Genomic DNA, 20,392 nt, shown 5'->3' on the forward strand with positions numbered 1-20,392 from the left:
TCGTGGGGCGACGCGCCGGGGTCCGCAATTTCCATTGAAATCGAACCTTCGATTTCAATGGAAATTGCGGCGGCCTCAGCTCGGGATCAGGTCGCCGCCCTCGGCCAGCAGGGCCTCGATCTTGGTTCGGCCCCCTTCGGTGAGGGGGATCAGCGGCGGCCGGACGTGGTCGCTGGCGATCAGGCCCCGCTCCGCGAGCACCGCCTTCACCGCGGACGGGTTCGTCTCGGTGAACACCAGCTCGACCAGCGGGTGCAGCCGGTAGTGCAGGTCGATCGCCTCGTCCACCCGACCGTCCACATAGGCCTGGTACATGTCCGCGACCGCCTTCGGCGCCAGGTTGGCCACCGCGCTGACGAACCCGACGCCGCCGATGGACAGCAGCGGCAGGCACAGCAGCTCGATGCCGGACCACATCAGGAAGTCGCGGCCGCAGGCCTTGAGCACGTGCGAGAAGTGCTCGAAGTCCTTGGTGGTCTCCTTGATCCCGACGATGTTGTCGTGCGCCCTGCGCAGCCGGGCCACGGTGGCCGGGTCGACGCTGACCGCGGTGCGGCTGGGCACGTTGTAGACCACGATCGGCAGGTCCGGGTACTCCGCGGCGACCGTCGAGTACCAGGTGAACAGCGCATCCTGGGTGGGCCGGGCGTAGTAGGGCGTGATCACCAGGGCGATGTCGGCGCCGAGGTCGCGGGCGTGTCCGGTCAGCTCCAGCGTCTCGTCCAGCTTCGCCGATCCGGTGCCCGGCAGGAACGGCACCCGGTCGGCGGTCTCCTCGGCCACGATCTCCAGCGACCGCTTGCGCTCCGCGAGCGTCTGGGCGCTGGGCTCGCCGGTGGAACCGCCGCTGGAGATGCCGTGCGAGCCGTTGGCCAGCTGCCAGCGGACCAGGTTTCGCAGGCCCGCCTCGTCGAGTTCGCCGCCCGCGGTGAACGGCGTGACCACCGGCGCGATCGAGCCCCTGACCTGCGTCGGGTCGGCGCGGAACCTCATCATTGCTCCTCTTCTTCGGCGGTCGCCTGCAGCGAGGCCACGGCCGCGCGAGCGGTCCGCAGCGTGTGCTCCCGCGCGAACTGCTCCACAGTGGACTCCGTCGCGCCGCAGGCGACGAGCTGCAGCAGCGCCTCGTGCTCGGCGAAGGATTCGGCGTAGCGCTCGGGGACCAGCGCGAAGCTGGACCGGCGGATCAGGTCCAGCCGCGACCACTCCCGCTCCAGCAGGCCGAGCAGGTGCGCGTTCGCGCTCGCCCCGCACAGCGTGCGGTGGAACTCCCGGTTGAGCTCGGTGTAGGCGCGGGCGTCGCCCTGCTCGGCCTTGCGCTTGAGCTCCTGGTTGATCGCCCGCGCCCGGTCGAGCTCGGCCGCGCTGATCAGCCGCGCGCCCGAGGCGGTGGCGAAGCCCTCCAGCAGCGCCAGCGCCTCCATGCTGTTCAGGTACTGGTCGGGGTCGATCGAGGTGACCTGCGCGCCCACGTTGCGCTGGTAGCTGACGTAGCCCTCGGCCTCCAGGCGGCGGATCGCCTCCCGCACCGGCACCACGCTCATGTCCAGCTCGCGGGCGATCTGCTCCAGCACCAGCCGCGCGCCCGGCGCCAGGGTGCGCTCGACGATCTGCTGCCGGAGGTGCCGGTAGGCGATCTCGGACTTCGACGCGCCGTCCTGCGCCGCCGTCACGCCGCACCGTCCCGCCACTGCTGGTACCGCTCCCGCCATTCCCCGCCGAGCGGGTACAGGCCCTCGATGCGGTGGCCCGCGTCGACCTGCTGGTAGATGAACCGCTCCTGGCGTTCCTGCTCGACGGCACCGGCGGCGATCTCGTCGGCCAGCGCGGGCGGGATGACGACCACGCCGTCGTCGTCGCCGACGAGGACGTCGCCGGGTTCGACCAGCGCTCCCCCGCAGGCGATCGCGACGTTGTCCTCCCACGGCACGTGCCGGTTGCCGAGCACGGCGGCGTGCTGGAAGGCCGCGAAGGTCGGGATGTCGAGGTCGGCGAACGAGCCGCTGTCGCGCACCGCGCCGTCGGTCACGATCCCGGCGCCGCCGGCGCGTTGCACCCGCAGCGCGAGGATGTCGCCGATGGTCCCGGCGTGGGAGTCGCCGCGCGCGTCGATGACCAGCACCTCGCCGGGCCCGATGGAGTCGACCGCGGACTTCTGCGCGTTGTAGCCGCCGCCGTGCTTCTCGAAGAGGTCCTCGCGCAGCGGCAGGTAGCGCAGCGTGTGGGCGCGGCCGAGCAGCCGGGTGCCGGGCTTGGCCGGGCGCACCGATTCGATGAACGCGTGGTGGATGCCGCGCTTGCGCAGCTGGGCGGAGATCGTCGCGGTGGCGACGCCGCGCAGGTTCCGCTCGGTCTCCTCGGAGAGCCCGAGCCCGGCCGGCTCGCCGAAGGCGTCCTCCCGGTCCTTTTCGGACAGTGCCGGGAGCGCGCCCGGCCCGCTCATCGGTTCGTCGCTCTCGGCGATCACCGTCCGGAGCCTGCCTCCCTCGCCGACCTCGACCTCGACGACGTCGCCGGGCCGGACGATCGGCGGCGCGGCCGGGGTGCCGGTGAGGATGATGTCGCCGGGTTCCAGGGTGAGCGACCGGGAAAGATCGGCGATCAGGTAGTCGAAGCCGAACAGCAGGCCGCCGGAGTTGTCCTCCTGGACGAGCTCGCCGTTGACCCACAGGCGGATGGCCAGATCGCGCAGGTCCACGTCGGCGGGATCGATGATGGCCGGGCCGACCGGGGTGTAGCCGTCGGAGCCCTTGCTGCGCACGTTGGAGCCGCGGTCGGCGTAGCGCAGGTCGTAGCAGCCGATGTCGTTGGCCGCCGCGATGCCGGCGATGTGGTCCGCGGCGGATTCCAGCGGCACGTTGCGGGCCCGCTCGCCGATGATGACCGCGATCTCGCCCTCGACGCCGAGCGCCTCCGCGCCGCGCGGGCGCACGGCCGCTTGACCGTCGGCGGCCAGCGACGACGGCGGCTTGAGGAAGTACGACGGCTCCCGGGGCGTCCGGCCGCGCTCCCGCGCGCGGCTGCGGTAGTTCAGGTGCACCGCGATGATCTTGCTGGGCGACAGCCCCAAGGGGTGCGACACCGGATTCCTCCCGTCGGGCGCACGATCCGTTCGCCGAGATGATGAACCCAAATCAGATATGATGTCAACCAAGATCGATGCGGCGATCCGGATGACCTGATCGAGATTTTCTTCAGCAATAAGGACTATTGACGCCCCCGGAAGAGGCTGCGTAATCTTCAGCGCCAGCCAATCATATATGATCCTGGTAGGTGCGCGAATGCCTGTTCCCGCTCCCGACGTGGTCCGCGCCGCGGACGCCGAGCTGGCCGTCACCGATCTGCCACGTGCTCGCCGGTTCTGGGTGGACGCCCTCGGGTTCGAAGCCATCGAAGAGGACGACGAGGTCATCTACCTGCGCGGCTACGAGGAGTTCCTGCACCACAGCCTCGTGCTGCGCAAGGCCCCGGAGCCGGGTCTGCGGCGGCTGGCGTACCGGGTGCGCACGCCCGAGGACGTCCAGCGCGCCAAGGAGTTCTTCGCCGCCAAGGGCTTGCCCACCCAGGAGGTGCCCGCCGGCACCACCCGCGGCATCGGCGAGGCGGTGCGCGTCGAGGACCCGCTGGGCTTCCCGGTCGAGTTCTTCCACCACGCCGAGCACGGCCCGCGGCACGTGCAGCGCTACGACCTGCGGCGCGGCGCGGAACCCGCGCGCATCGACCACTTCAACGTGCTCACCCCGGACGTGCAGGCCGCGCACGACTTCTACGCCGAGCTCGGCTTCCGCACCTCCGAGACCATCGAGGACGACGACCAGCTCTACGCGGCCTGGATGTTCCGCAAGCCGACGGTGCACGACATCGCCTTCACCGGCGGCGCCGGGCCGCGGCTGCACCACATCGCCTTCTTCGTCCCGGAGTCGCACCACATCCTGCGGGCCTGCGACATCCTCGGCGCCACCGCCGACCACGCCCACATCGAGCGCGGGCCGGGCCGCCACGGCGTGTCCAACGCCTTCTACCTCTACCTGCGCGACCCCGACGGCCACCGGCTGGAGCTCTACACCAGCGACTACTACACCGGCGACCCCGACCACCCGACCTTCCGGTGGAGCGTGCAGGACCCGCGCCGCCGCGACTTCTGGGGCCACGACGTGGTCCCCTCCTGGTACCGCGAGGGATCGACCGCCTTCGGCCTGGACGGCAAGCCGAAGCCGCTGGTGCACCCGCCGGTGTCGGAGGAGACGGTGCACGTCGGAGCCGACGGGATCGGCGTGGTCACCGAGGCGCAGCTGCAGCAGTCCTGATCGTCTCGTGAGCGTTTTGGAGTGCTGTAGCAGTCCAAAGCACTCACGAGCAGTGTCCACAGCGGACGGTTCCACTCAACGAAGAGGCGGATCCATGAGCAACGCGGAACAGGCGCGGCGCGCCAGGCTCGCCAGCATGGTCGGCACCACCATCGAGTGGTACGACTACTTCCTCTACGGCACCGCATCGGCGCTGATCTTCGCCCCGCAGTTCTTCCCCGACCTCTCCCCCACCGCCGGGAAGCTGGCCGCGTTCTCCACCCTCGCGATCGGATTCGTGGCCCGCCCGCTGGGCGGGGTGCTGATGGGGCACTTCGGCGACCGCATCGGCCGCAAGTCGATGCTGGTGTTCTCGCTGCTGGTGATGGGCTGCTCGACGATGGCCATCGGCCTGCTGCCGAACTACCACGCGTGGGGCGCGTGGGCGCCGCTGGCGCTGGTGCTCTGCCGGGTGCTCCAAGGCATCAGCGCGGGCGGCGAGTGGGGCGGAGCCGCGCTGATGGCCGTCGAGCACGCGCCGCGCAACCGGCGCGGGCTGTTCGGCTCCTACGCCCAGATCGGCACCCCGCTGGGCATGGTGCTGTCCACATTGGTCTTCCTGGCGGTGCGCGGCGCCACCTCCGGCGAGCAGTTCGCGGCCTGGGGCTGGCGGATCCCGTTCCTGCTCAGCATCGTGCTGGTGCTGCTGGGCCTCTACATCCGGCTGCGGGTGGTGGAGAGCCCGGTGTTCGCCGAGGTCCGGCAGCGGCGGGCGAGGCTGCCGGTGGCGCAGGTGCTCCGGCACCAGCCGGCGGCGCTGCTGGTGGCCACCGGCACCTTCATCGGCAACAACACCCTCGGCTACATCTTCATGGTGTACCTGGTCAGCTACAGCGTCGACGAGGCCGGGCTGGGCCAGCAGACCGCGCTGCTGAACCTGCTGCTCGGCTCGGTGGCCTGGCTCGCGCTGACGCCGCTGTTCGGCGGCCTGTCCGACCGCGTCGGCCGCCGCAACGTCTACCTGTTCGGCAGCGCGCTGAACCTGCTGTGGGCGTTCCCACTGTTCTGGCTGATCGACACGAGGGCGGCGCTGATGGTCCTGCTGGCCCAGGTCGTGTACGTGGTCGGCGTGGCGGCGACCTACGCGCCGCAGGCGGCGCTGTTCACCGAGCTGTTCCGGCCGGAGTGGCGCTACTCGGGTGCGTCGCTGTCGTACTCGCTCGGCGCGGTGCTCGGCGGCGGCTTCGCGCCGATCATCTGCACGGCCCTGTTCGGCCACTTCGGCACCACGGCCGCGATTTCCGGCTACGTGGTGGTGGTCAACCTGATCAGCCTGGCGGCGATCGCGGCCATCCCGCGCCACCTCGGCAAACCTGCAAACCATAACGCCACGCATTCAACTCACGCCAGGACGTAATTGCGAGAAGGAGACACAATCGACACCCGCATACCATTCCGGAATTTTTTGTTCTGTGATATGATCCAATTTTAGTGGGCTAAATTGGTCGCGTGAATCAGGAAACCAGTCGAACCGCACTCCTGGCGGCTGCCGCACGCGCCGCGCATGTCCTGGTGGACGCCGAACCCCACATCTTCGCGGACCCACTCGCGGTGCCGCTGCTGGGCGAGCAGGCCGAAGAACTCCTCGGCTACCACCGGTTCAGCGGGGAACACCCCATTCTGCGCGGCGCCAGAGCGCAGGCGGTCATCCGCTGCCGTTACACCGAAGAACGCCTCGCCGCGGCCACCCGGAACGGGATTGCACAATACGTGATCCTCGGCGCCGGGCTCGACACGTTCGCCTATCGCAACGAATTGGGCGTCCGGGTTTTCGAGGTCGACCACCCGGTTACCCAGCACTGGAAGCGCGACCTGCTGGAAAACGCCGGGATCACCATTCCGGGCCCCGCTTCCCACGTCGCGGTCGACTTCGAATCGGACTCGCTCGGCGACGCCCTGGTCGCCGCCGGATTCGATCCGGCGCGGCCCGCGTTCATCAGCTGGCTCGGCGTGACCATGTACCTCACCCGCGACTCGATCCACGAAACCCTTGCGACGATTGGAAGATTCGCCTCCGGAACGCAGCTGGTCACCGACTACGTCGTGTCCGAGGAACTCCGTGACGCGGTGGGCCGGGAGTACGCCGAAGCGGTGGCGCAGGTCGCCGGTGAAGGCGGGGAACCATGGCTGAGCTACTTCACACCCGACGAGATGGCCGCCCTGCTGCGAGATTGCGGTCTCACCGCCGTCGACGACGTCGACCAGCGCAACGCGATCGATCCCGAGCTGTGGCACCGCCGCGACGGGCTGTCCCCCAGCACCCTGTCACGGCTGGTCCACGCGCGAACCGAGTAGCGGACGCCCTGGTCACGGCCATCGCGCTGCCCGGCGGGTGCGGCGGGGCGGCGCGATGATTGGCGCATGGACGTCACCGAAGTTCTGCTCCCCGGGGTCGGGCTGCGGTACGAGTTCACCACCACCGACGGCCAGCGCATCGGTGTGGTGGCTCGGCGGCGCGGCGACTTCGAATTCGTCGCCTACCCCGGCGACGATCCCGACGAGGTCCGGCTGCTCTTCCGGCTCAGCGAGGAGGAGGCCGACGCGGTCACCGAGATCCTCGGCGCCCCGCGCATCGCCGAGCGGTTCGCCGACCTGACGCGCGAGGTGCCGGGGCTCAACGCCGGTCAGGTCGAGGTGACCACCGGCTCGCCGTTCGACGGGCGCACCCTCGGCGAGACCCGCGCCCGCACCCGCACCGGCGCGTCGATCGTGGCGATCGTGCGCGGCGAGGACGTCATCGCCTCGCCCGCGCCCGGCCAGGGCCTGGAGGCCGGGGACATCCTCGTGGTGATCGGCACGCAGCAGGGCATCACCGGGGTGGAACGCATCCTGGCTGGGTGAGCTGCCGTGCACACCTCGATCGCGCTGCTGCTGGAACTGGGGATCGTCCTGATCGTGCTCGGCGCGGTCGGCACGGTCGCCCGGCGCTTCGGGGTGTCCCCGATCCCGCTGTACCTGCTGGTGGGGCTCGCGGTGGGCGAGGGCGGCATCGCGCCGCTGCCCGCCGCCCGCGACTTCGTGGAGATCGGCGCGTCGATCGGCGTGGTGCTCCTGCTGCTCACGCTCGGCCTGGAGTTCTCCATCGAGGAGTTCACCGTGACGCTGCGCCGGCACGTCCCGTCCGGGCTGCTGGACATGGTGGTGAACGCGGCGCCGGGCGCGCTGGCCGGCTGGCTGCTCGGGCTGGACGCGACCGGGATCGTGGCGCTCGCCGGGATCACCTGGGTGTCGTCGTCGACGATCGTGTCCCGGCTGCTGGACGACCTGCACCGGCTGGGCAACCGGGAGACGCCGGCGGTGCTGTCGATCCTGCTGCTGGAGGACTTCGCGATGGCCGTGTACCTGCCGATCCTGGCGGTGCTGGCCACCGGCGGCACGGTGCTGCACGGCCTGGCGAGCGTGTCGGTGGCGGTGGGCGTGCTGCTGCTGGCGCTGGTCACGTCGCGGCGCTGGGGGCATCGCGTCGGCCACCTGGTCGAGGACGGCGACACCGAGCAGCTGCTGCTGCGGATCGTCGGGTTGTCGCTGGTGGTGGCGGCGATCGCGGAGCTGGCCGGGGCGTCGGCGGCGGTCGGCGCGTTCCTGGTGGGGCTGGCGTTGACCGGCCCGCTGGCCGAACGGGTGCGGGCGCTGGTCGCGCCGCTGCGGGACCTGTTCGCCGCGGCGTTCTTCCTGGCGATCGGCATTTCCGTGTCCCCAGCTGCGCTGGTTCCGCTGCTGCCGGTGGCGCTCGCGCTGGCCGCGGTGACGGCGCTGACCAAGGTCGGCACCGGCTGGTTCGCGGCGGCCCGCGCCGGGGCGGGGCGGAAGGGCCGGCTGCGCGCGGGCAGCGTGCTGATCGTGCGCGGCGAGTTCTCGATCATCATCGCCAGCCTGGTGGCGGTCCAGGGCGACAGCATCGGCGCCCTGGCCACGGGCTACGTGCTGGTGCTGGCGATCGCGGGCCCGCTGCTCACCTGGTGGTTCAGCCCTCCCCTCCGCCAGGCGAGATCTGCTGCGTGAGGTTCACCGCGTTGCCGTCGGGGTCGAAGACGTGGGCGACTCGCCGGCCCCACGGCATGTCGTTCGGCGGGCCCTGGACCCGGCCGCCGAGCTCCGCCACCTGGTCGAGGAGGGCGTCGACGTTCGCCACGTCGAAGCTCAGCAGGACCCGCCCCGTCGTGCCCGCCTCGGCGTCTCGGTCGATGACCAGGCCGAGTTCGGCGTCGCCGACCCGCAGGCCGATGAAGAACGTCGGGTCGCCGTCCGGGATGCGGACCTTCTCCACCGCGCCGAACAGCGTTGTGTAGAAGTTCAGCAGCCTGTCCAGGTCGGGCGTGTTGATGATCGGCTGGATCGTCACGGCGGGTGCCTTCCTCGTCGGGTGAACGCGGTCTCCGCGGGGGTAGACCGCCCGCGAGCCGGGAACTCATCGGTGCCGCTCACGCGCGGTGCAGCGCCGTGGTCACCTGGGTCCGGGCGACGAGACGGCCGCGGTGGAAGACCGCGCGGTCCTCGGTCGCGCCTGCCACCGCCTCGTCCAGGTCCGCCGCCCGGATCGCGAGGAGCTCCGCCGGGTCACCCGGGCGCAGGCCCACCGGCGGCAGGTTCAGCACCGTCCTGGCCTGGTCGGACACCGCCGCGTAGGCCGCCGCGGTGTCGAGGTGGCCCGCGGCGACCAGCAGCGAGGCGATCTCGAACGGATCCGCGCGGCCCACGGCGTTGAACGGATCCCGCCAGTTGTCGCCCCCACCGGCCAGCACGGCGCCCGCGCGGCGCAGCGCGTCGATGGCCGTCAGCCCGCGCGGCACCCGGGCGCCGCCCTCACGCCCCTGCAGGTACAAGTTGGTCTGCGGCAGCGTGATCACCGCGACGCCTGCGGCCGCCGCGTCCTTCGCGACCAGGTTCGCGGTCTCCGGATCCTGCTGGCCGAGGCTGACGCAGTGCGAGGCGGCGACCTTGCCGCCCATGCCCGCGCGGGCGGTCTCGGCGATCAGCTCCCGCAGCGAGAGCACGCTCGCATCGGTGGTCTCGTCGGTGTGCAGGTCGACCAGCCGCCCGTATTCCTTTGCGGCGGCGAGGTATTCGCGCACCGCCTGGGCCGGGTCGGGATCGGCGTAGGGCAGGCCGCCCACCACGTCCGCACCCAGCCGAAGGCCCTCGTCCAGCAGCGCGCGAGCCCGGGCACCGGCCTCGCCGGAGACCGGGCCGACGAACGCCACCACCTGGAGGTCGACGATGTCGGCGTACTGCTGCCGCAGGTCGAGCAACACCTTCAGCGGGCGCGTGCCGCTTCTCGCGTTGACGTCCACGTGCGTGCGGATCGCGGTGTAGCCGTGCCGCACGGCCAGTTCGATGCCCCGGCTCGCCCGCTCCCGCACGTCTTCGTCGGTCATCGTGGGCGCGATCGCCGACATGACCTCGATCGCCCCGGCCAGGTCGCCGGCCGGGTTCGGCACCCGCCGCCCCAGGAACGCCTTGTCCAGGTGCGCGTGCGTTTCCGCCCCGGACGGCAGCAGCAGGTAACCGGCGAGGTCGAGCTCGTCCGCTCCCCCGGCGTCCCCGCCGATCGCGGCGATCTTGCCCTGGTCCAGCAGCACATCGGCGCGGCGGCCGTCGGGCAACGTGGTGCCGCGCAACAACAAGCGCCCACCCGCCGAACCAGTGGCGGATCCGCCGGTGCATGCGGCGGCACCGGTGGCGACCAAGGCGCCGACCATCACGGCGCGCCGGGATACCTGCGTGTTCTGAGCAGCGAAGCCTGCCAATTCGACCCCAACCGTCGGCGGGCGCCAAGCACCCTCGGGAGCTTTCGCGGGGGCTCCCTCGACACCGGCCGGGATGATCACCGTAGCGGCTCGACCACGCGCTGACATGCCGCCGTTCGGAGGCAGGGGACAATGGGGCGGTGACGCCGGAGGCGACCGTGCTGGTGCGCATCGATCCGGATCTGCGGTTCTTCGCCGCTCCGCGGCACCGGGTCGAGCAGTTCGAGCTGCGCTACGACGGCACCGCCACGCTGGGGCACCTCGCCGAATCCGTCGGGGTGCCGCTCACCGAGGTGGGGCGGCTGCTGGTCGACGGCGTTCCCGCGGGTCCGGGGCACCAGCCACGGCCCGGCGCGACGATCGACATCGGTCCGGTCGAGCGCCCGCAGCCGGTCGCGACGCGGTTCGTGCTGGACGTGCACCTGGGCAAGCTGGCGCGGCGGCTGCGGCTGCTCGGCGTGGACACCGCCTACCGCAACGATTCCGCCGACGACGAACTGATCGCGCAGGCCGAGCGGGAACGGCGGGTGCTGCTGACCCAAGATCGGGGAATCCTGCGCCGCCGGGCTTTGTGGGCGGGCGCTTACGTGCGGGGCGCCGATCCCGCGCGGCAGCTGGCGGACGTCATCGGCCGGTTCGCGCCGCCGCTCGCGCCGTGGACCCGCTGCACGTCGTGCAACGGTCCACTGATCACAGTGTCCAAAAAGGACGTTCTCGCGGAGATCGAATCGGGAACCCGCCGCCACTACGACGAGTACGCGCGCTGCGGCGACTGCGGCCAGGTTTACTGGCGAGGCGCGCACGCAAGGCGGATCAACGCGATCATCCGGGCAGCACGCCTCTCCCACCCCGGGATCGGCCCCGGAGCATGAAATTGCGTTTCGCGGAGTCCATCGAGCAGTGCGAGATCGCGCACGGCTCGGGCACCGGGATCGAAGTCCGCTCCTACCAGGTCACGATCTTCGAATGCTGGGTGCACGACCTGGACGGGATCGGCATCGTCTGGGGCGAGCGGGCCGGTGGCGTGCTGCATTCCCACCTCGTGGAGAACACCGCGGCGCCCGGAATCCTGCGGGAGTACCTGTGGCAGGGGCAGATCCGCGTGCCGGCGCGCCGGTTCCGGAGCTAGGCCGGCATGCGAAATGGGTGGCGATTTCGCGCGAAATCGCCACCCACGCAGGAGCCTGGATCAGCCGGTGACGGCGTTGAGCACCGGGAGGTACGCCTTGGCGTGGCCGTCGATGTCCGGGTGGAACGACTCCACCAGCGGGTTGCTCGGGCCGTTGATCCACTCGTCGGAGGAGCACACGCCGTGTCCGGCGAATGCGTCGCGGGCGTCGGCGAAGGTGAACCCGGCCGCGTCGGCCTGGGCGGAGATCACCTCGGCCAGCACGTCGGCACCGTCGTTGATCCGCTGCCGCTTGGCCTCGGAGAAGAACGGGATGCCGCAGCTACCTTGCTCGGTGAGGCGCGGGTAGCCGAGCACCACGACCTTGGCGTTCGGGGCAGCCTCGCGGATGTTGGCGTAGGTGGTGTCGAGCTTGGCGGGCAGTTCGTTGCGGGCCCGCTCCTCGCCCTTGCTGACCGCCGAGTCGCAGCCGTTGTCGTCGCCGAGCAGGCAGTCCTGGATGACGCTGCTGAAGCCGATGTCGTTGCCGCCGATGGAGATGGTGACCAGCGTGGTGTCCGCGCTGAGCTGGTCGAGCTGGTTGGCGTTGACGTCATCGGTGACCGCGCCCGAACAGGCCACGAACGCGAAGTTCGAGACGTCGTGCGAGTCGGCCCACAGCTGCGCGTAGGCCTTGGGGCTGCGCAAGCAGTCCCCGCTGTCGTCGGTGTACTCGCGGGTGCCGACCCCGGAGGCGTAGGAGTCGCCCAGCGCCGCGTAGTTCTCGGCGGCGGGCGCGGCGAACGCTGGGGCGGCCAGCACGGTGCTCGCCGCCGCCACGGCGGCAGCAGCACCGACGATGTGCCGTAAGTGACGCATTCTTCCTCCGATCGGAGTTCGAAATCGCCACCATTCAAGGAGAAGTCCGCAGCACATCGAAGAATTTGGCGAGTACCCGCCAGTAACAGCAGAAACGGCACAGAACGCCCGCCCGCAACAGCCGCTGTACGGGTGATTCCCGCGCCCACCGGACACCACAGTGGACCCGTCCCCGTTGAGCCGAGCAGTGTCGGCAGCGTTCGTCCGAACAGTGCAGGTACACGCGATGAAGGCACCTCGGCTCGCCCGGAGGTGCCGTTGGTCAGGCCCGCTTCGAAAGGCCGACCTCCAACTCTCGGACCACATCGAGGATGAGCGCGAGCCTGGCGTGCTTCCAGTAGTAGATCACCCGGAAGATGATCACACGGGCTTCACCAGGCGTCGCCGTCGCGCCAGTCGCAAGTGAGGTCTCCGGTCAGGTCCAGCGGGGCTTCCGCCGGGAGGACGAAGATGAAGCCGTCCTCGTCCGCCGTGCGCTGGATTCCCGTTGGCGCCAGGGCGAAAGTCGGCCCCTGCCAGCGCTGCCAACCGCGCGCCTCGTACAGCGCCGCTCCTTCGTCGCTGGCTCCCAGCGCTCCGAGGTCGTAGGCGCGGCGGATCACGCCCTCCAGCTCCGCCATCATCGCTGCCGCGATGCCCCGGCGGCGCCGGTCCGCTCGCACCGCGACGCCCTCGACGTAGCCCGTGCGCAGGGCGCGGCCTCCGTGCAGGAGGCGCCGCTGGATCACCGATGCGTGGCCGATCAGCTCGTCGTCTTCCCAGACCAGGGCGTGGATGCCGCCCAGGCAGTGCTCCCAGTCGTGCTCGGTCATGTCGTCTTCGAACACGTTCCAGAGCAGCGCCCGGGCGGCCTTGATCGTCGCTTCGTCGAGGTCGGCGGTATGCGCGGTCCGCACTTCGGTCATACCGCCCATCCTGGCAGCGATCAGCGCATTCCCGCGACCGATTTGTCCGCCAGCGCCGATCGCCGGTAGCCGTAGAACGCGTAGACCAGCAGGCCGACTGCCATCCAGCCGACGAAGCGCGCCCAGGTGACCCAGTCGAGCTGGCTGATCAGCCACAGCGAGAACACCACGCCGATCCCCGGCACCACCGGCACCCACGGGCAGCGGAAACCCCGCTCCAGTTCGGGACGTTGGCGCCGCAGCACCACCACCGACACCGCGACGACGATGAACGCCACCAGGATGCCGATGTTGGTCAGCTCGGCCGCCTCCCGGATCGGCAGCAGGCCCGCGATCAGCGCCGACACCACGCCGACCACCCAGGTGACCCGGTGCGGCACCTTGCGCACCGCGTGGGTCTTGGCGAACCAGGCGGGCAGCAGCCCGTCGCGGCTCATCGCGAACCACACCCGCGTCACCGCGAGCATGTTCGCGAACATCGAGGTCACGATGCCGAACACCGCGCCGACCGCGACGATCAGTGCGAGCCCCGGCAGGCCGACCGCCGCCAGCGCGCCGGAGAACGGGCTGCGGACGTCGATCTCGCTGTAGTGCTGCATTCCGAGCAGCACCACGCACACCAGCACGTAGATCACGGTGGCGATGCCCAGCGAGTAGATGATCGCGCGCGGCATCGCCCGGCGGGCGTCGGCCGATTCCTCCGCCGCCGCGCTCATCGCGTCGTAGCCGTAGACGGCGAAGAAGGCCGTGGCCGCACCTGTGATCGCGCCGCCGAGCCCGTAGGGCAGGAACGGCGTGTAGTTGCCCGCGTTGATGTGGAACGCCCCGGCCACCACGACGACCAGGACCAGCACGATCTTCATCACCACCAGCGCGGTCTCGACCCGCGCCGAGGACTTCGCGCCGCGGTTGAGCAGCCACGCCAGCAGCAGGCACAGCAGCATCGCGAACAGGTCGACCACGTGGCCGTCGCCGGTGCCGGGCGCGCCCAGCATCCAGGCGGGCAGGTCCAGCCCGAGCTGACCGAACAGGTAGGACAGGTAGCCGGAGACGCCGATGGCGACGACCGCGACGATCGCGGTGTACTCCAGCAGCAGGTCCCAGCCGATCAGCCAGCCGGCCAGCTCGCCGAGCACCGCGTAGGCGTAGGTGTAGGCCGAGCCCGCTTTCGGGATCATGCTGGTGAATTCGGCGTAGCACAGCGCCGCGGCCGCGCTGGCGAGGACCGCGATCAGGAACGACAGCAGCACCCCGGGCCCGGCGAGCTCGTTGGCGACCACGCCGCTGAGGGAGAACACCCCGGCGCCGACCAGGCCGCCGAGGCTCAGCGCGGTCAGCTGCCAGGTGCCCATCACCCGCTTGAGGCCAGCGCCCTGTGGCGGATCGTCGATGTCGTCCACCGGTTTGCGCCGCAGCACGCCGCGGCCGTTCGCATCGATCATGGGGCCACCTCCGCCGAATTTGGGCGCGCGGCTCCGCCCGGCGCACCACGTCGGTGCGCCGGTTGTGCGGTCGCGCGGAACTACAGGGTGAAGCCGGTCGGGAACGGGTCGGTCGGGTCCAGCAGGTACTGGGCCATGCCGGTGATCCAGGCCCGGCCGGTGATCGTCGGCACCACCGCCGGCCGGTCGCCGACCTGCGCGGTGTCCACGAGCCGCCCGACGAACCGGGTGCCGATCAGGGATTCGTTGACGAAATCGGTGTCCAGCGCGAGCTTCCCGCGCGCGTGGAGCTGCGCCATGCGCGCGGAAGTGCCCGTGCCGCAAGGAGATCTGTCGAACCAGCCCGGGTGGATCGCCATCGCGTGCCGGGAGTGCGCGGCGTCGCTGCCGGGCGCTTCGAGGTAGACGTGCTTGCAGCCCGCGATGTTCGCGTCGAGCGGGTGCTGCGGGCGGCGTTGCTCGTTGATGGCGGCCATGATCGCCAGTCCGGCGCCCAGCATCCGGTCCTTCTCGGCCTTGTCGAAGGGAATCCCGAGGTCGGCCAGCGGCGTGATCGCGTAGAAGTTGCCGCCGAAGGCCAGGTCGTAGCGCACCTCGCCGATCCCCGGCACCTGCACCGTCGCGTCCAGCTCCGCGGCGAACGACGGCACGTTGCGGATGGTCACCGACTCCGCCTGGCCGTCGAGGACCGCCACCTCGGCCACCACCAGCCCGGCCGGGGTGTCCAGCCGGACCGTGGTGACCGGCTCCACCACCTCGACCATGCCGGTCTCCACCAGCACGGTCGCGACGCCGATGGTGCCGTGCCCGCACATCGGCAGGCAGCCGGAGACCTCGATGTAGATGACGCCCCAGTCGGCGTCCGCGCGGGTCGGCGGCTGCAGGATCGCGCCGCTCATCGCCGAGTGCCCGCGCGGCTCGTGCACCAGCAACTGCCGGATGTGGTCGAGGTTGTCGACGAAGTACCGGCGCTTGTCGGCCATCGTCTCGCCCGGCACGACGCCGACGCCGCCGGTGATCACCCGCGTCGGCATGCCCTCGGTGTGCGAGTCGACGGCGCTGAAGTAACGACGCGACCGCATCATTTCTCCTTGCTCTGCAAGTACTTCACGGCGCGCTCCATGTCGGCGTCGACCTGCGCGAGCATGGCGTCGGGCAGCGGGCCGCGCGGCGGGCGGCAGGGCCCGCCGAAGCGGCCGACGACCTCCATGCCGCGCTTGATGGCCTGCACGAACTCGGTGCGCGAGTCCCACCGGAACGCGGCCACCAGCGGCTCGTACAGCGCCCGCGCCTCCTCGACCTTGCCCGCCCGGGCCAGCTCGTAGAGCCGCACCGATTCGGCCGGGAAGACGTTCGGGAACCCGGCGAACCAGCCGCCCGCGCCCATCAGCAGCGATTCGAGGACCACGTCGTCGGCGCCGGAGACCACGTTCAGCCCGGGCGCCTGCTCGCGGATCTCCAGCACCCGGCGGACGTCGCCGGAGAACTCCTTGATCGCCGCGATGTTGCCGATCCCGGCGATCTCGCGAACCACGTCGGGGGTGAGGTCGACCTTGGTGTCGATCGGGTTGTTGTAGACCATCACGGGCAGGCCCACGGCCGCGACCTGCTCGAAGTGGTGCAGGAGTTCGCCCTTGTTGGCGCGGTAGATCGTCGGCGGCAGGCACAGCAGCCCGTCCGCGCCGTCCTCGGCGGCGAGCTCCGCCCAGTGCCGCGCCTCGTGCGCGCTCGGCGCGTGCACACCGACGATGACCGTCGCCCGGTCGCCGACGGCCGCGATCGCGGTCTGGGCGACCTTGCGGCGCTCCTCGTGGGTCAGCGAAGAGTACTCGCCGAGGGAGCCGTTGGGGCCGACGCCGTGGCAGCCGTTGTCGACCACCCAGCGGCAGTGCTCGGCGTAGCGGTCGTAGTCGACCCGCAGGCCGGCCGGGGCCGACGCGTCTTCGGCGTAGGGCAGGGCGGTCGCGACGACGACGCCACCGAGATCGTTGCTGGAAGTCACTTCTCCTCCTCGTCAGGGGTTGGGATGCCGGCCAGGTCGGCGAGCCGGATCGGCGCTGCGATCGGCCGCCTGGCAGGGGTTTCCGGGTCGGGGATCGGTTCGCCGAGCAATCGCGCGGCGAGGTCGGTCGCGTTCTGCCCGCAGATCCGGCCCTGGCAGGGGCCGAGGCCGACCCGGCAGAGCAGCTTCAGCGAGCGGGCGCTGTGCGCGGCGCGCTGCTGCACGGCCGCTTCGAGTTCGCTGTACGGGACTTCCTCGCACCGGCACACGAGCGTGTCGGCCTCCAGCCACTCGGGCCACGCCGATCCGATCGGATGGGCCTCCGCGAGCGCCCGGGCGAACTCTCGTCCACTTCGGACTTTCATGAGTGCGTGGCGCGCTTGGGTTTCCACCTGCTTCCAGCTGGCGGCGCCGACACGAACCGCCGCGGCGAGACCGGCGACGACGCCTTCGGCGGCGGCGAGGTCGGCACCGCCGATGCCGGTCGCTTCACCGGCCGCGAACACCCCCGGCGCGGACGTCCGCTGCGCCGCATCGACCTCGACGAACCCGTCGACGATCCGGCAGCGCGCGGCCAACGCCAGCTCCAGCTGCGGGACGAAGCCGTGCCCCACGCACACGGCATCGACCTCGAACCGGCGCTGAGTTCCTGGAATCGGCCGCCAGTCGGAATCCACTTTGGACGTCACGATCTCCTGCACGCGATCGTCGCCGTGCGCAGCGATGACGGCAGTGCGGGTCCGGTACGGCACGCGACCGGCGAAGCGGGCCGCGTAGGCCGCGAGTTCCCGGAGCTTGCCGAGCTGCCCGGCGACCGCCGCCGACTGCCGCAGCCACGCGGCCGGATTCCCGGCCTCCAGCACGCCGACGACCTCGGCGCCCACGTCGAGCAGCGACTCCGCCACCGGCAGCAGGAACGGCCCCGTCCCGGCGACGAGCACGCGGTGTCCGACCGCGATCCGCTGCCCCTTCGCCATCGCCTGCGCGGCCCCCGCGCTGAACACCCCGGGCAGGTCCCAGCCCGGGAACGGGAGGACCCGGTCGTGCGCCCCAGTGGCCAGCACCAGCGCATCGGCGCGCAGTGCCGTCAGCCGCCGGCCCGGAGCGTCGGCGGGGCCGCTTTGGATGTTGATCCGCCGGTCCGGTTCGAGCGACCACACCGTGCTGCGCGGCAGGTACCGGATCAGCGGGTTCGCCAGGAGCTCGTCCCGGAGCGCCCGGAACGACCGCCAGTCGTGCTGGATGCGTTCCGGCCGCCGCGCCGCGAACTGCTCCGGCAGCTGGCGGTGGAACTGCCCGCCGAGCCGCTCGGCGGAGTCGACCAGCACCACCTCGGCACCGGCCCGCGCGGCTTGCACCGCGGCGTTCATGCCCGCGGGCCCGCCGCCGACGACCACGACGCTCATATCTCGCCTCCCGGCAGTTCGGCCCCGTGCTGGGTGCGGATGACGTCGCCGGGCTCGACAACGCGTTGGCACGCCCGCACATCCGGCACGTCGTTCACGACCAGCAGGCAGTCGAAGCACGCGCCGATGCCGCAGAACAGCCCGCGCGACCGCCCGTTCTCCCTGGTACTGCGCCAGGATGTGCGGCCGGTCGCCATCAGCACGGCGGCGACCGTCTGCCCGGCACGTGCGGCGACTCGTGCCCCGTCCACCTCGACGGCGAATTCGCCGGAGTACCTCGGCTGCGCCGGATCCCGCCGGTCCGGGGGCAGGAACGGGCCCATCACGCGCGCACCTCCTCGATCAGCCCGGGCCGGTCCACGCGGAACGGCTCCGGGTCGACGTGCGGCGGCCGCCCGCCGAACAACTCCGCGAGCAGCTGCCCGGTCGCGGCGGCGAGCCCGACGCCGGCGCCCTCGTGCCCGGTCGCATGCCACAGGCCCGGGACCCGGGGATCGGCGCCGATCACCGGCAGGTGGTCCGGCGCGTACGGCCGGAAGCCGCCGTAGGCGCGCATCACCGGAACCCTCCCCAGCACGGGGAACAACGCGGCGGCCTTGCCCGCGATCTCGCGCAGCACGCGCGTGCGGACGGTGTCGTCGAAGCCGATGCGCTCCCGGCTCGACCCGATCAGCACGGTTCCGCCCCGGGTGCTCTCCACCACTGTCGAAGTCTGCAGCTCGGCGTCGCCGCTTTCCACCGCTCCGACGTAGTCGGCGTCGTAGACCTTGTGCCGCACGGTGCCCGGCGGCACCGGCGCGGTGACCAGGACCATGCCCCTGCGGGGCAGCACCGTGATCGGCGCGCCCGCCAGCCGCGCGAACTCACCGGACCACGGGCCGCACGCGTTCACCACTGCCCCACAAGGCAAAACGGTGCCGCCCGCACGCACCCCGGTCACCCGGCCGTCCCGGCCGCGCACCACCCCGGTGGCGGCGGTTCCCGAGCGGAGGGTTCCGCCGCGCCGGCGCACCGCCGCGAGGAGCGCCGATGCTGCGAGGACGGGCTGGACCTGGGCATCTTCGGGGTAATGCACCGCGAGCACCGTGTCCCGCGTTAGGTGCGGTTCGAGTTCGAAAACCGCGCCGGACGGCAGGACCCGCGCATCCACGCCCGCGTCGCGCTGCTGCGCGGCGAACGCCGTCAGCGCCTCCGCTCCGTCCACAGTGGTCGCGGCGACCACGCCGCCCTTGGGCTCCCACTCGAAGTCGGCGCCGAGCTCGTCGCGCAGGCCGCGCTCCAGCTCCGGCCAACGCCTCCGGCTGGCCTGGGCGAGCCGGAGCTCCGCGCCCGGCGGCTTGTCGGAGACCAGCACGTTGCCCTCACCGGACGCCGTCGTGCCCGCCGCGGGCGCGCCGCGGTCCAGCACGTCGACGACGTACCCGGCCGCGCTCAGCGCCTCGGCGCAGGCCGCGCCCACGATCCCGGCGCCGACCACCACGATGTCGGGAAACTGCCCCATAGCCACCACCATCGTTCACTAAAATGAACGATGCCGACGCTAAACCCCGATGTGACCCAGGTCAACCCCCGACCCCCACCACACGCCCCACCACCCCGACCACACCCCCAGGACCCCGGCCGGCACGGAGTCTCGCAGTTTCAATTGAAACTTGGAACCAGTTGCCGAGGTTTCAGTTGAAACTTGGACCTGGGTGTCGAGGTTTCAATTGAAACTGCTGTACCCCGGCGTGTCCGGCCCCGACACGCCGGTGCCTGTGGATAACTTCCGCAATTTCAATGGAAATCGGACCTTCGATTTCCATTGAAATTGCGGTCCAACGCGCCTAGGTGAGCGGTGGGTGGTGGCGGAGCATCGGGCTGTCGGCGTCGCTGGGGTACTCCAGCAGCAGCACCGAGGTCACCGGGCCGCCGACGGTCTCGTAGGTGTGCGGCAGCTGCGCCGGGAAGCACACGTAATCCCCCGGCCCCAGCTCGTAGGGCGCGTCGGCCGGTCCGACGCGCAGTTTCCCTTCCGTGACAACGACGTGTTCCCGTCCGGGATGCCCGTCGGAGCGCTGCACCTCGCCGGGCCGCACGCGCTGGTCGTAGACCTCCACCACCGCCGACGTCAGGTCGAGCCGGCGCAGCATCCGCAGGTCGACGGCGTTGCTGCTGAGCACTTCCAGCCCCGCGGACCGCACCAGCACCACGTCGGGCTCGGTGCGCTCGGTCAGCAGGGTCGACACCGGCACCTGCAAAGCGTTCGACAAACTGAACACCGTCTGGATGGTGGGGTTGCCGACGCCGGACTCCAGCTGCGACAGCGTGCCCTTGGCGATCCCGGACCGCCGCGCCACCTCGGACAGCGACAGCGCCTGCTCGGTCCGCAGCGCCCGCAGATTGGCCGCCAGCACCCGGACGGCCTCCACCTGCGCCATCAAGCACCTCCCCAAGACCCGGAACGTGCCCGCAGCTTAACCACCGGTACCCGTCCGCCACCGGGCCACGCGACGTCCGGTTTTGCGAATAGCGGGATTTCCTTGCTGGACGGTTCGGCGCAAGCGCACCGTAATCG

The 20,392-nt window shown here is 71.1% G+C and carries 21 protein-coding genes; 7 read left to right on the forward strand and 14 right to left on the reverse strand.

Going from position 1 to position 20,392, the window contains the following annotated elements; translation table 11 throughout:
- Positions 1 to 75: 75 nt before the first annotated feature.
- The 3 genes from dapA to ACWEV3_RS26435 are packed head-to-tail and all read right to left on the reverse strand — an operon-like array spanning position 76 to position 3,154.
- Positions 76 to 993 carry a 4-hydroxy-tetrahydrodipicolinate synthase gene (gene dapA / locus ACWEV3_RS26425; RefSeq protein ID WP_452616472.1) on the reverse strand — a complete coding sequence of 306 codons (918 nt, stop codon included), beginning with the start codon at positions 991 to 993 and terminating at the stop codon, positions 76 to 78.
- On the reverse strand, positions 993 to 1,673 hold the full coding sequence (locus ACWEV3_RS26430; protein ID WP_452616473.1) for a GntR family transcriptional regulator: 681 nt from the start codon (positions 1,671 to 1,673) through the stop codon (positions 993 to 995). Before ACWEV3_RS26430 ends, dapA begins: the two co-directional genes overlap by 1 nt.
- A complete protein-coding gene (locus ACWEV3_RS26435; RefSeq protein WP_452616474.1) occupies positions 1,670 to 3,154 on the reverse strand; it encodes a fumarylacetoacetate hydrolase family protein in 1,485 nt (494 codons plus the stop codon). Before ACWEV3_RS26435 ends, ACWEV3_RS26430 begins: the two co-directional genes overlap by 4 nt.
- Positions 3,155 to 3,281: 127 nt before the next feature.
- Between ACWEV3_RS26435 and hpaD the strand changes: the two genes are divergently transcribed.
- The 5 genes from hpaD to ACWEV3_RS26460 all read left to right on the forward strand — a co-directional run bounded on the left by hpaD (position 3,282) and on the right by ACWEV3_RS26460 (position 8,348).
- Positions 3,282 to 4,307, forward strand: coding sequence for a 3,4-dihydroxyphenylacetate 2,3-dioxygenase (hpaD, locus tag ACWEV3_RS26440; RefSeq protein WP_452616475.1), 1,026 nt, complete (start codon positions 3,282 to 3,284; stop codon positions 4,305 to 4,307).
- 94 nt (positions 4,308 to 4,401) lie between these two features.
- Positions 4,402 to 5,703, forward strand: a complete 1,302-nt coding sequence (locus tag ACWEV3_RS26445; protein WP_452616476.1) for an MFS transporter — start codon at positions 4,402 to 4,404, stop codon at positions 5,701 to 5,703.
- 92 nt (positions 5,704 to 5,795) lie between these two features.
- Complete coding sequence (locus ACWEV3_RS26450; RefSeq protein WP_452616477.1) at positions 5,796 to 6,641, forward strand: class I SAM-dependent methyltransferase; 846 nt, start codon at positions 5,796 to 5,798, stop codon at positions 6,639 to 6,641.
- Between the two features lie 66 nt (positions 6,642 to 6,707).
- Complete coding sequence (locus tag ACWEV3_RS26455) at positions 6,708 to 7,187, forward strand: cation:proton antiporter regulatory subunit (RefSeq protein WP_452616478.1); 480 nt, start codon at positions 6,708 to 6,710, stop codon at positions 7,185 to 7,187.
- Positions 7,188 to 7,193: 6 nt separating this feature from the next.
- Positions 7,194 to 8,348, forward strand: a complete 1,155-nt coding sequence (locus ACWEV3_RS26460; RefSeq protein ID WP_452616479.1) for a cation:proton antiporter — start codon at positions 7,194 to 7,196, stop codon at positions 8,346 to 8,348.
- Here ACWEV3_RS26460 and ACWEV3_RS26465 read toward each other — a convergent pair.
- The gene (locus ACWEV3_RS26465) at positions 8,311 to 8,688 is read right to left on the reverse strand and encodes a VOC family protein (protein WP_452616480.1); all 378 of its coding nucleotides are present in this window, start codon (positions 8,686 to 8,688) and stop codon (positions 8,311 to 8,313) included. The genes ACWEV3_RS26460 and ACWEV3_RS26465 overlap by 38 nt on opposite strands.
- A gap of 79 nt (positions 8,689 to 8,767) precedes the next feature.
- Positions 8,768 to 9,970 (reverse strand): amidohydrolase family protein, encoded by a 1,203-nt coding sequence (locus ACWEV3_RS26470; RefSeq protein WP_452616481.1) that lies wholly within the window; start codon positions 9,968 to 9,970, stop codon positions 8,768 to 8,770.
- A 263-nt stretch (positions 9,971 to 10,233) separates the two neighbouring features.
- Here ACWEV3_RS26470 and ACWEV3_RS26475 point away from each other — a divergent pair, with 263 nt between their 5' ends.
- Both ACWEV3_RS26475 and ACWEV3_RS26480 read left to right on the forward strand, forming a co-directional pair.
- Positions 10,234 to 10,965, forward strand: coding sequence for a Mut7-C RNAse domain-containing protein (locus tag ACWEV3_RS26475; RefSeq protein WP_452616482.1), 732 nt, complete (start codon positions 10,234 to 10,236; stop codon positions 10,963 to 10,965).
- Positions 10,962 to 11,222 carry a hypothetical protein gene (locus tag ACWEV3_RS26480; protein ID WP_452616483.1) on the forward strand — a complete coding sequence of 87 codons (261 nt, stop codon included), beginning with the start codon at positions 10,962 to 10,964 and terminating at the stop codon, positions 11,220 to 11,222. Before ACWEV3_RS26475 ends, ACWEV3_RS26480 begins: the two co-directional genes overlap by 4 nt.
- Positions 11,223 to 11,282: 60 nt before the next feature.
- On the opposite strand, the gene ACWEV3_RS26485 is transcribed toward ACWEV3_RS26480, so the two are convergent.
- From ACWEV3_RS26485 to ACWEV3_RS26525, 9 genes are all read right to left on the reverse strand, one after another.
- A complete protein-coding gene (locus tag ACWEV3_RS26485; RefSeq protein ID WP_452616484.1) occupies positions 11,283 to 12,080 on the reverse strand; it encodes an SGNH/GDSL hydrolase family protein in 798 nt (265 codons plus the stop codon).
- Positions 12,081 to 12,451: 371 nt separating this feature from the next.
- Positions 12,452 to 12,985 (reverse strand): GNAT family N-acetyltransferase, encoded by a 534-nt coding sequence (locus ACWEV3_RS26490; RefSeq protein WP_452616485.1) that lies wholly within the window; start codon positions 12,983 to 12,985, stop codon positions 12,452 to 12,454.
- 20 nt (positions 12,986 to 13,005) lie between these two features.
- Positions 13,006 to 14,427 carry an amino acid permease gene (locus ACWEV3_RS26495; protein WP_452616486.1) on the reverse strand — a complete coding sequence of 474 codons (1,422 nt, stop codon included), beginning with the start codon at positions 14,425 to 14,427 and terminating at the stop codon, positions 13,006 to 13,008.
- Positions 14,428 to 14,507: 80 nt separating this feature from the next.
- Complete coding sequence (locus ACWEV3_RS26500; RefSeq protein ID WP_452616487.1) at positions 14,508 to 15,509, reverse strand: proline racemase family protein; 1,002 nt, start codon at positions 15,507 to 15,509, stop codon at positions 14,508 to 14,510.
- Positions 15,509 to 16,429 (reverse strand): dihydrodipicolinate synthase family protein, encoded by a 921-nt coding sequence (locus ACWEV3_RS26505; RefSeq protein ID WP_452616488.1) that lies wholly within the window; start codon positions 16,427 to 16,429, stop codon positions 15,509 to 15,511. The genes ACWEV3_RS26500 and ACWEV3_RS26505 overlap by 1 nt, the downstream gene beginning before the upstream one ends.
- Positions 16,426 to 17,835: an FAD/NAD(P)-dependent oxidoreductase gene (locus tag ACWEV3_RS26510; RefSeq protein ID WP_452616489.1), complete on the reverse strand. Its 1,410-nt coding sequence runs from the start codon at positions 17,833 to 17,835 to the stop codon at positions 16,426 to 16,428. Before ACWEV3_RS26510 ends, ACWEV3_RS26505 begins: the two co-directional genes overlap by 4 nt.
- The gene (locus ACWEV3_RS26515; protein ID WP_452616490.1) at positions 17,832 to 18,161 is read right to left on the reverse strand and encodes a (2Fe-2S)-binding protein; all 330 of its coding nucleotides are present in this window, start codon (positions 18,159 to 18,161) and stop codon (positions 17,832 to 17,834) included. Before ACWEV3_RS26515 ends, ACWEV3_RS26510 begins: the two co-directional genes overlap by 4 nt.
- Positions 18,158 to 19,336: an NAD(P)/FAD-dependent oxidoreductase gene (locus tag ACWEV3_RS26520; RefSeq protein WP_452616491.1), complete on the reverse strand. Its 1,179-nt coding sequence runs from the start codon at positions 19,334 to 19,336 to the stop codon at positions 18,158 to 18,160. Before ACWEV3_RS26520 ends, ACWEV3_RS26515 begins: the two co-directional genes overlap by 4 nt.
- 325 nt (positions 19,337 to 19,661) lie before the next feature.
- Complete coding sequence (locus ACWEV3_RS26525) at positions 19,662 to 20,255, reverse strand: helix-turn-helix domain-containing protein (RefSeq protein WP_452616492.1); 594 nt, start codon at positions 20,253 to 20,255, stop codon at positions 19,662 to 19,664.
- Positions 20,256 to 20,392 lie beyond the last annotated feature (137 nt).

It is taken from the genome of Saccharopolyspora sp. NPDC003752, from assembly GCF_053605825.1.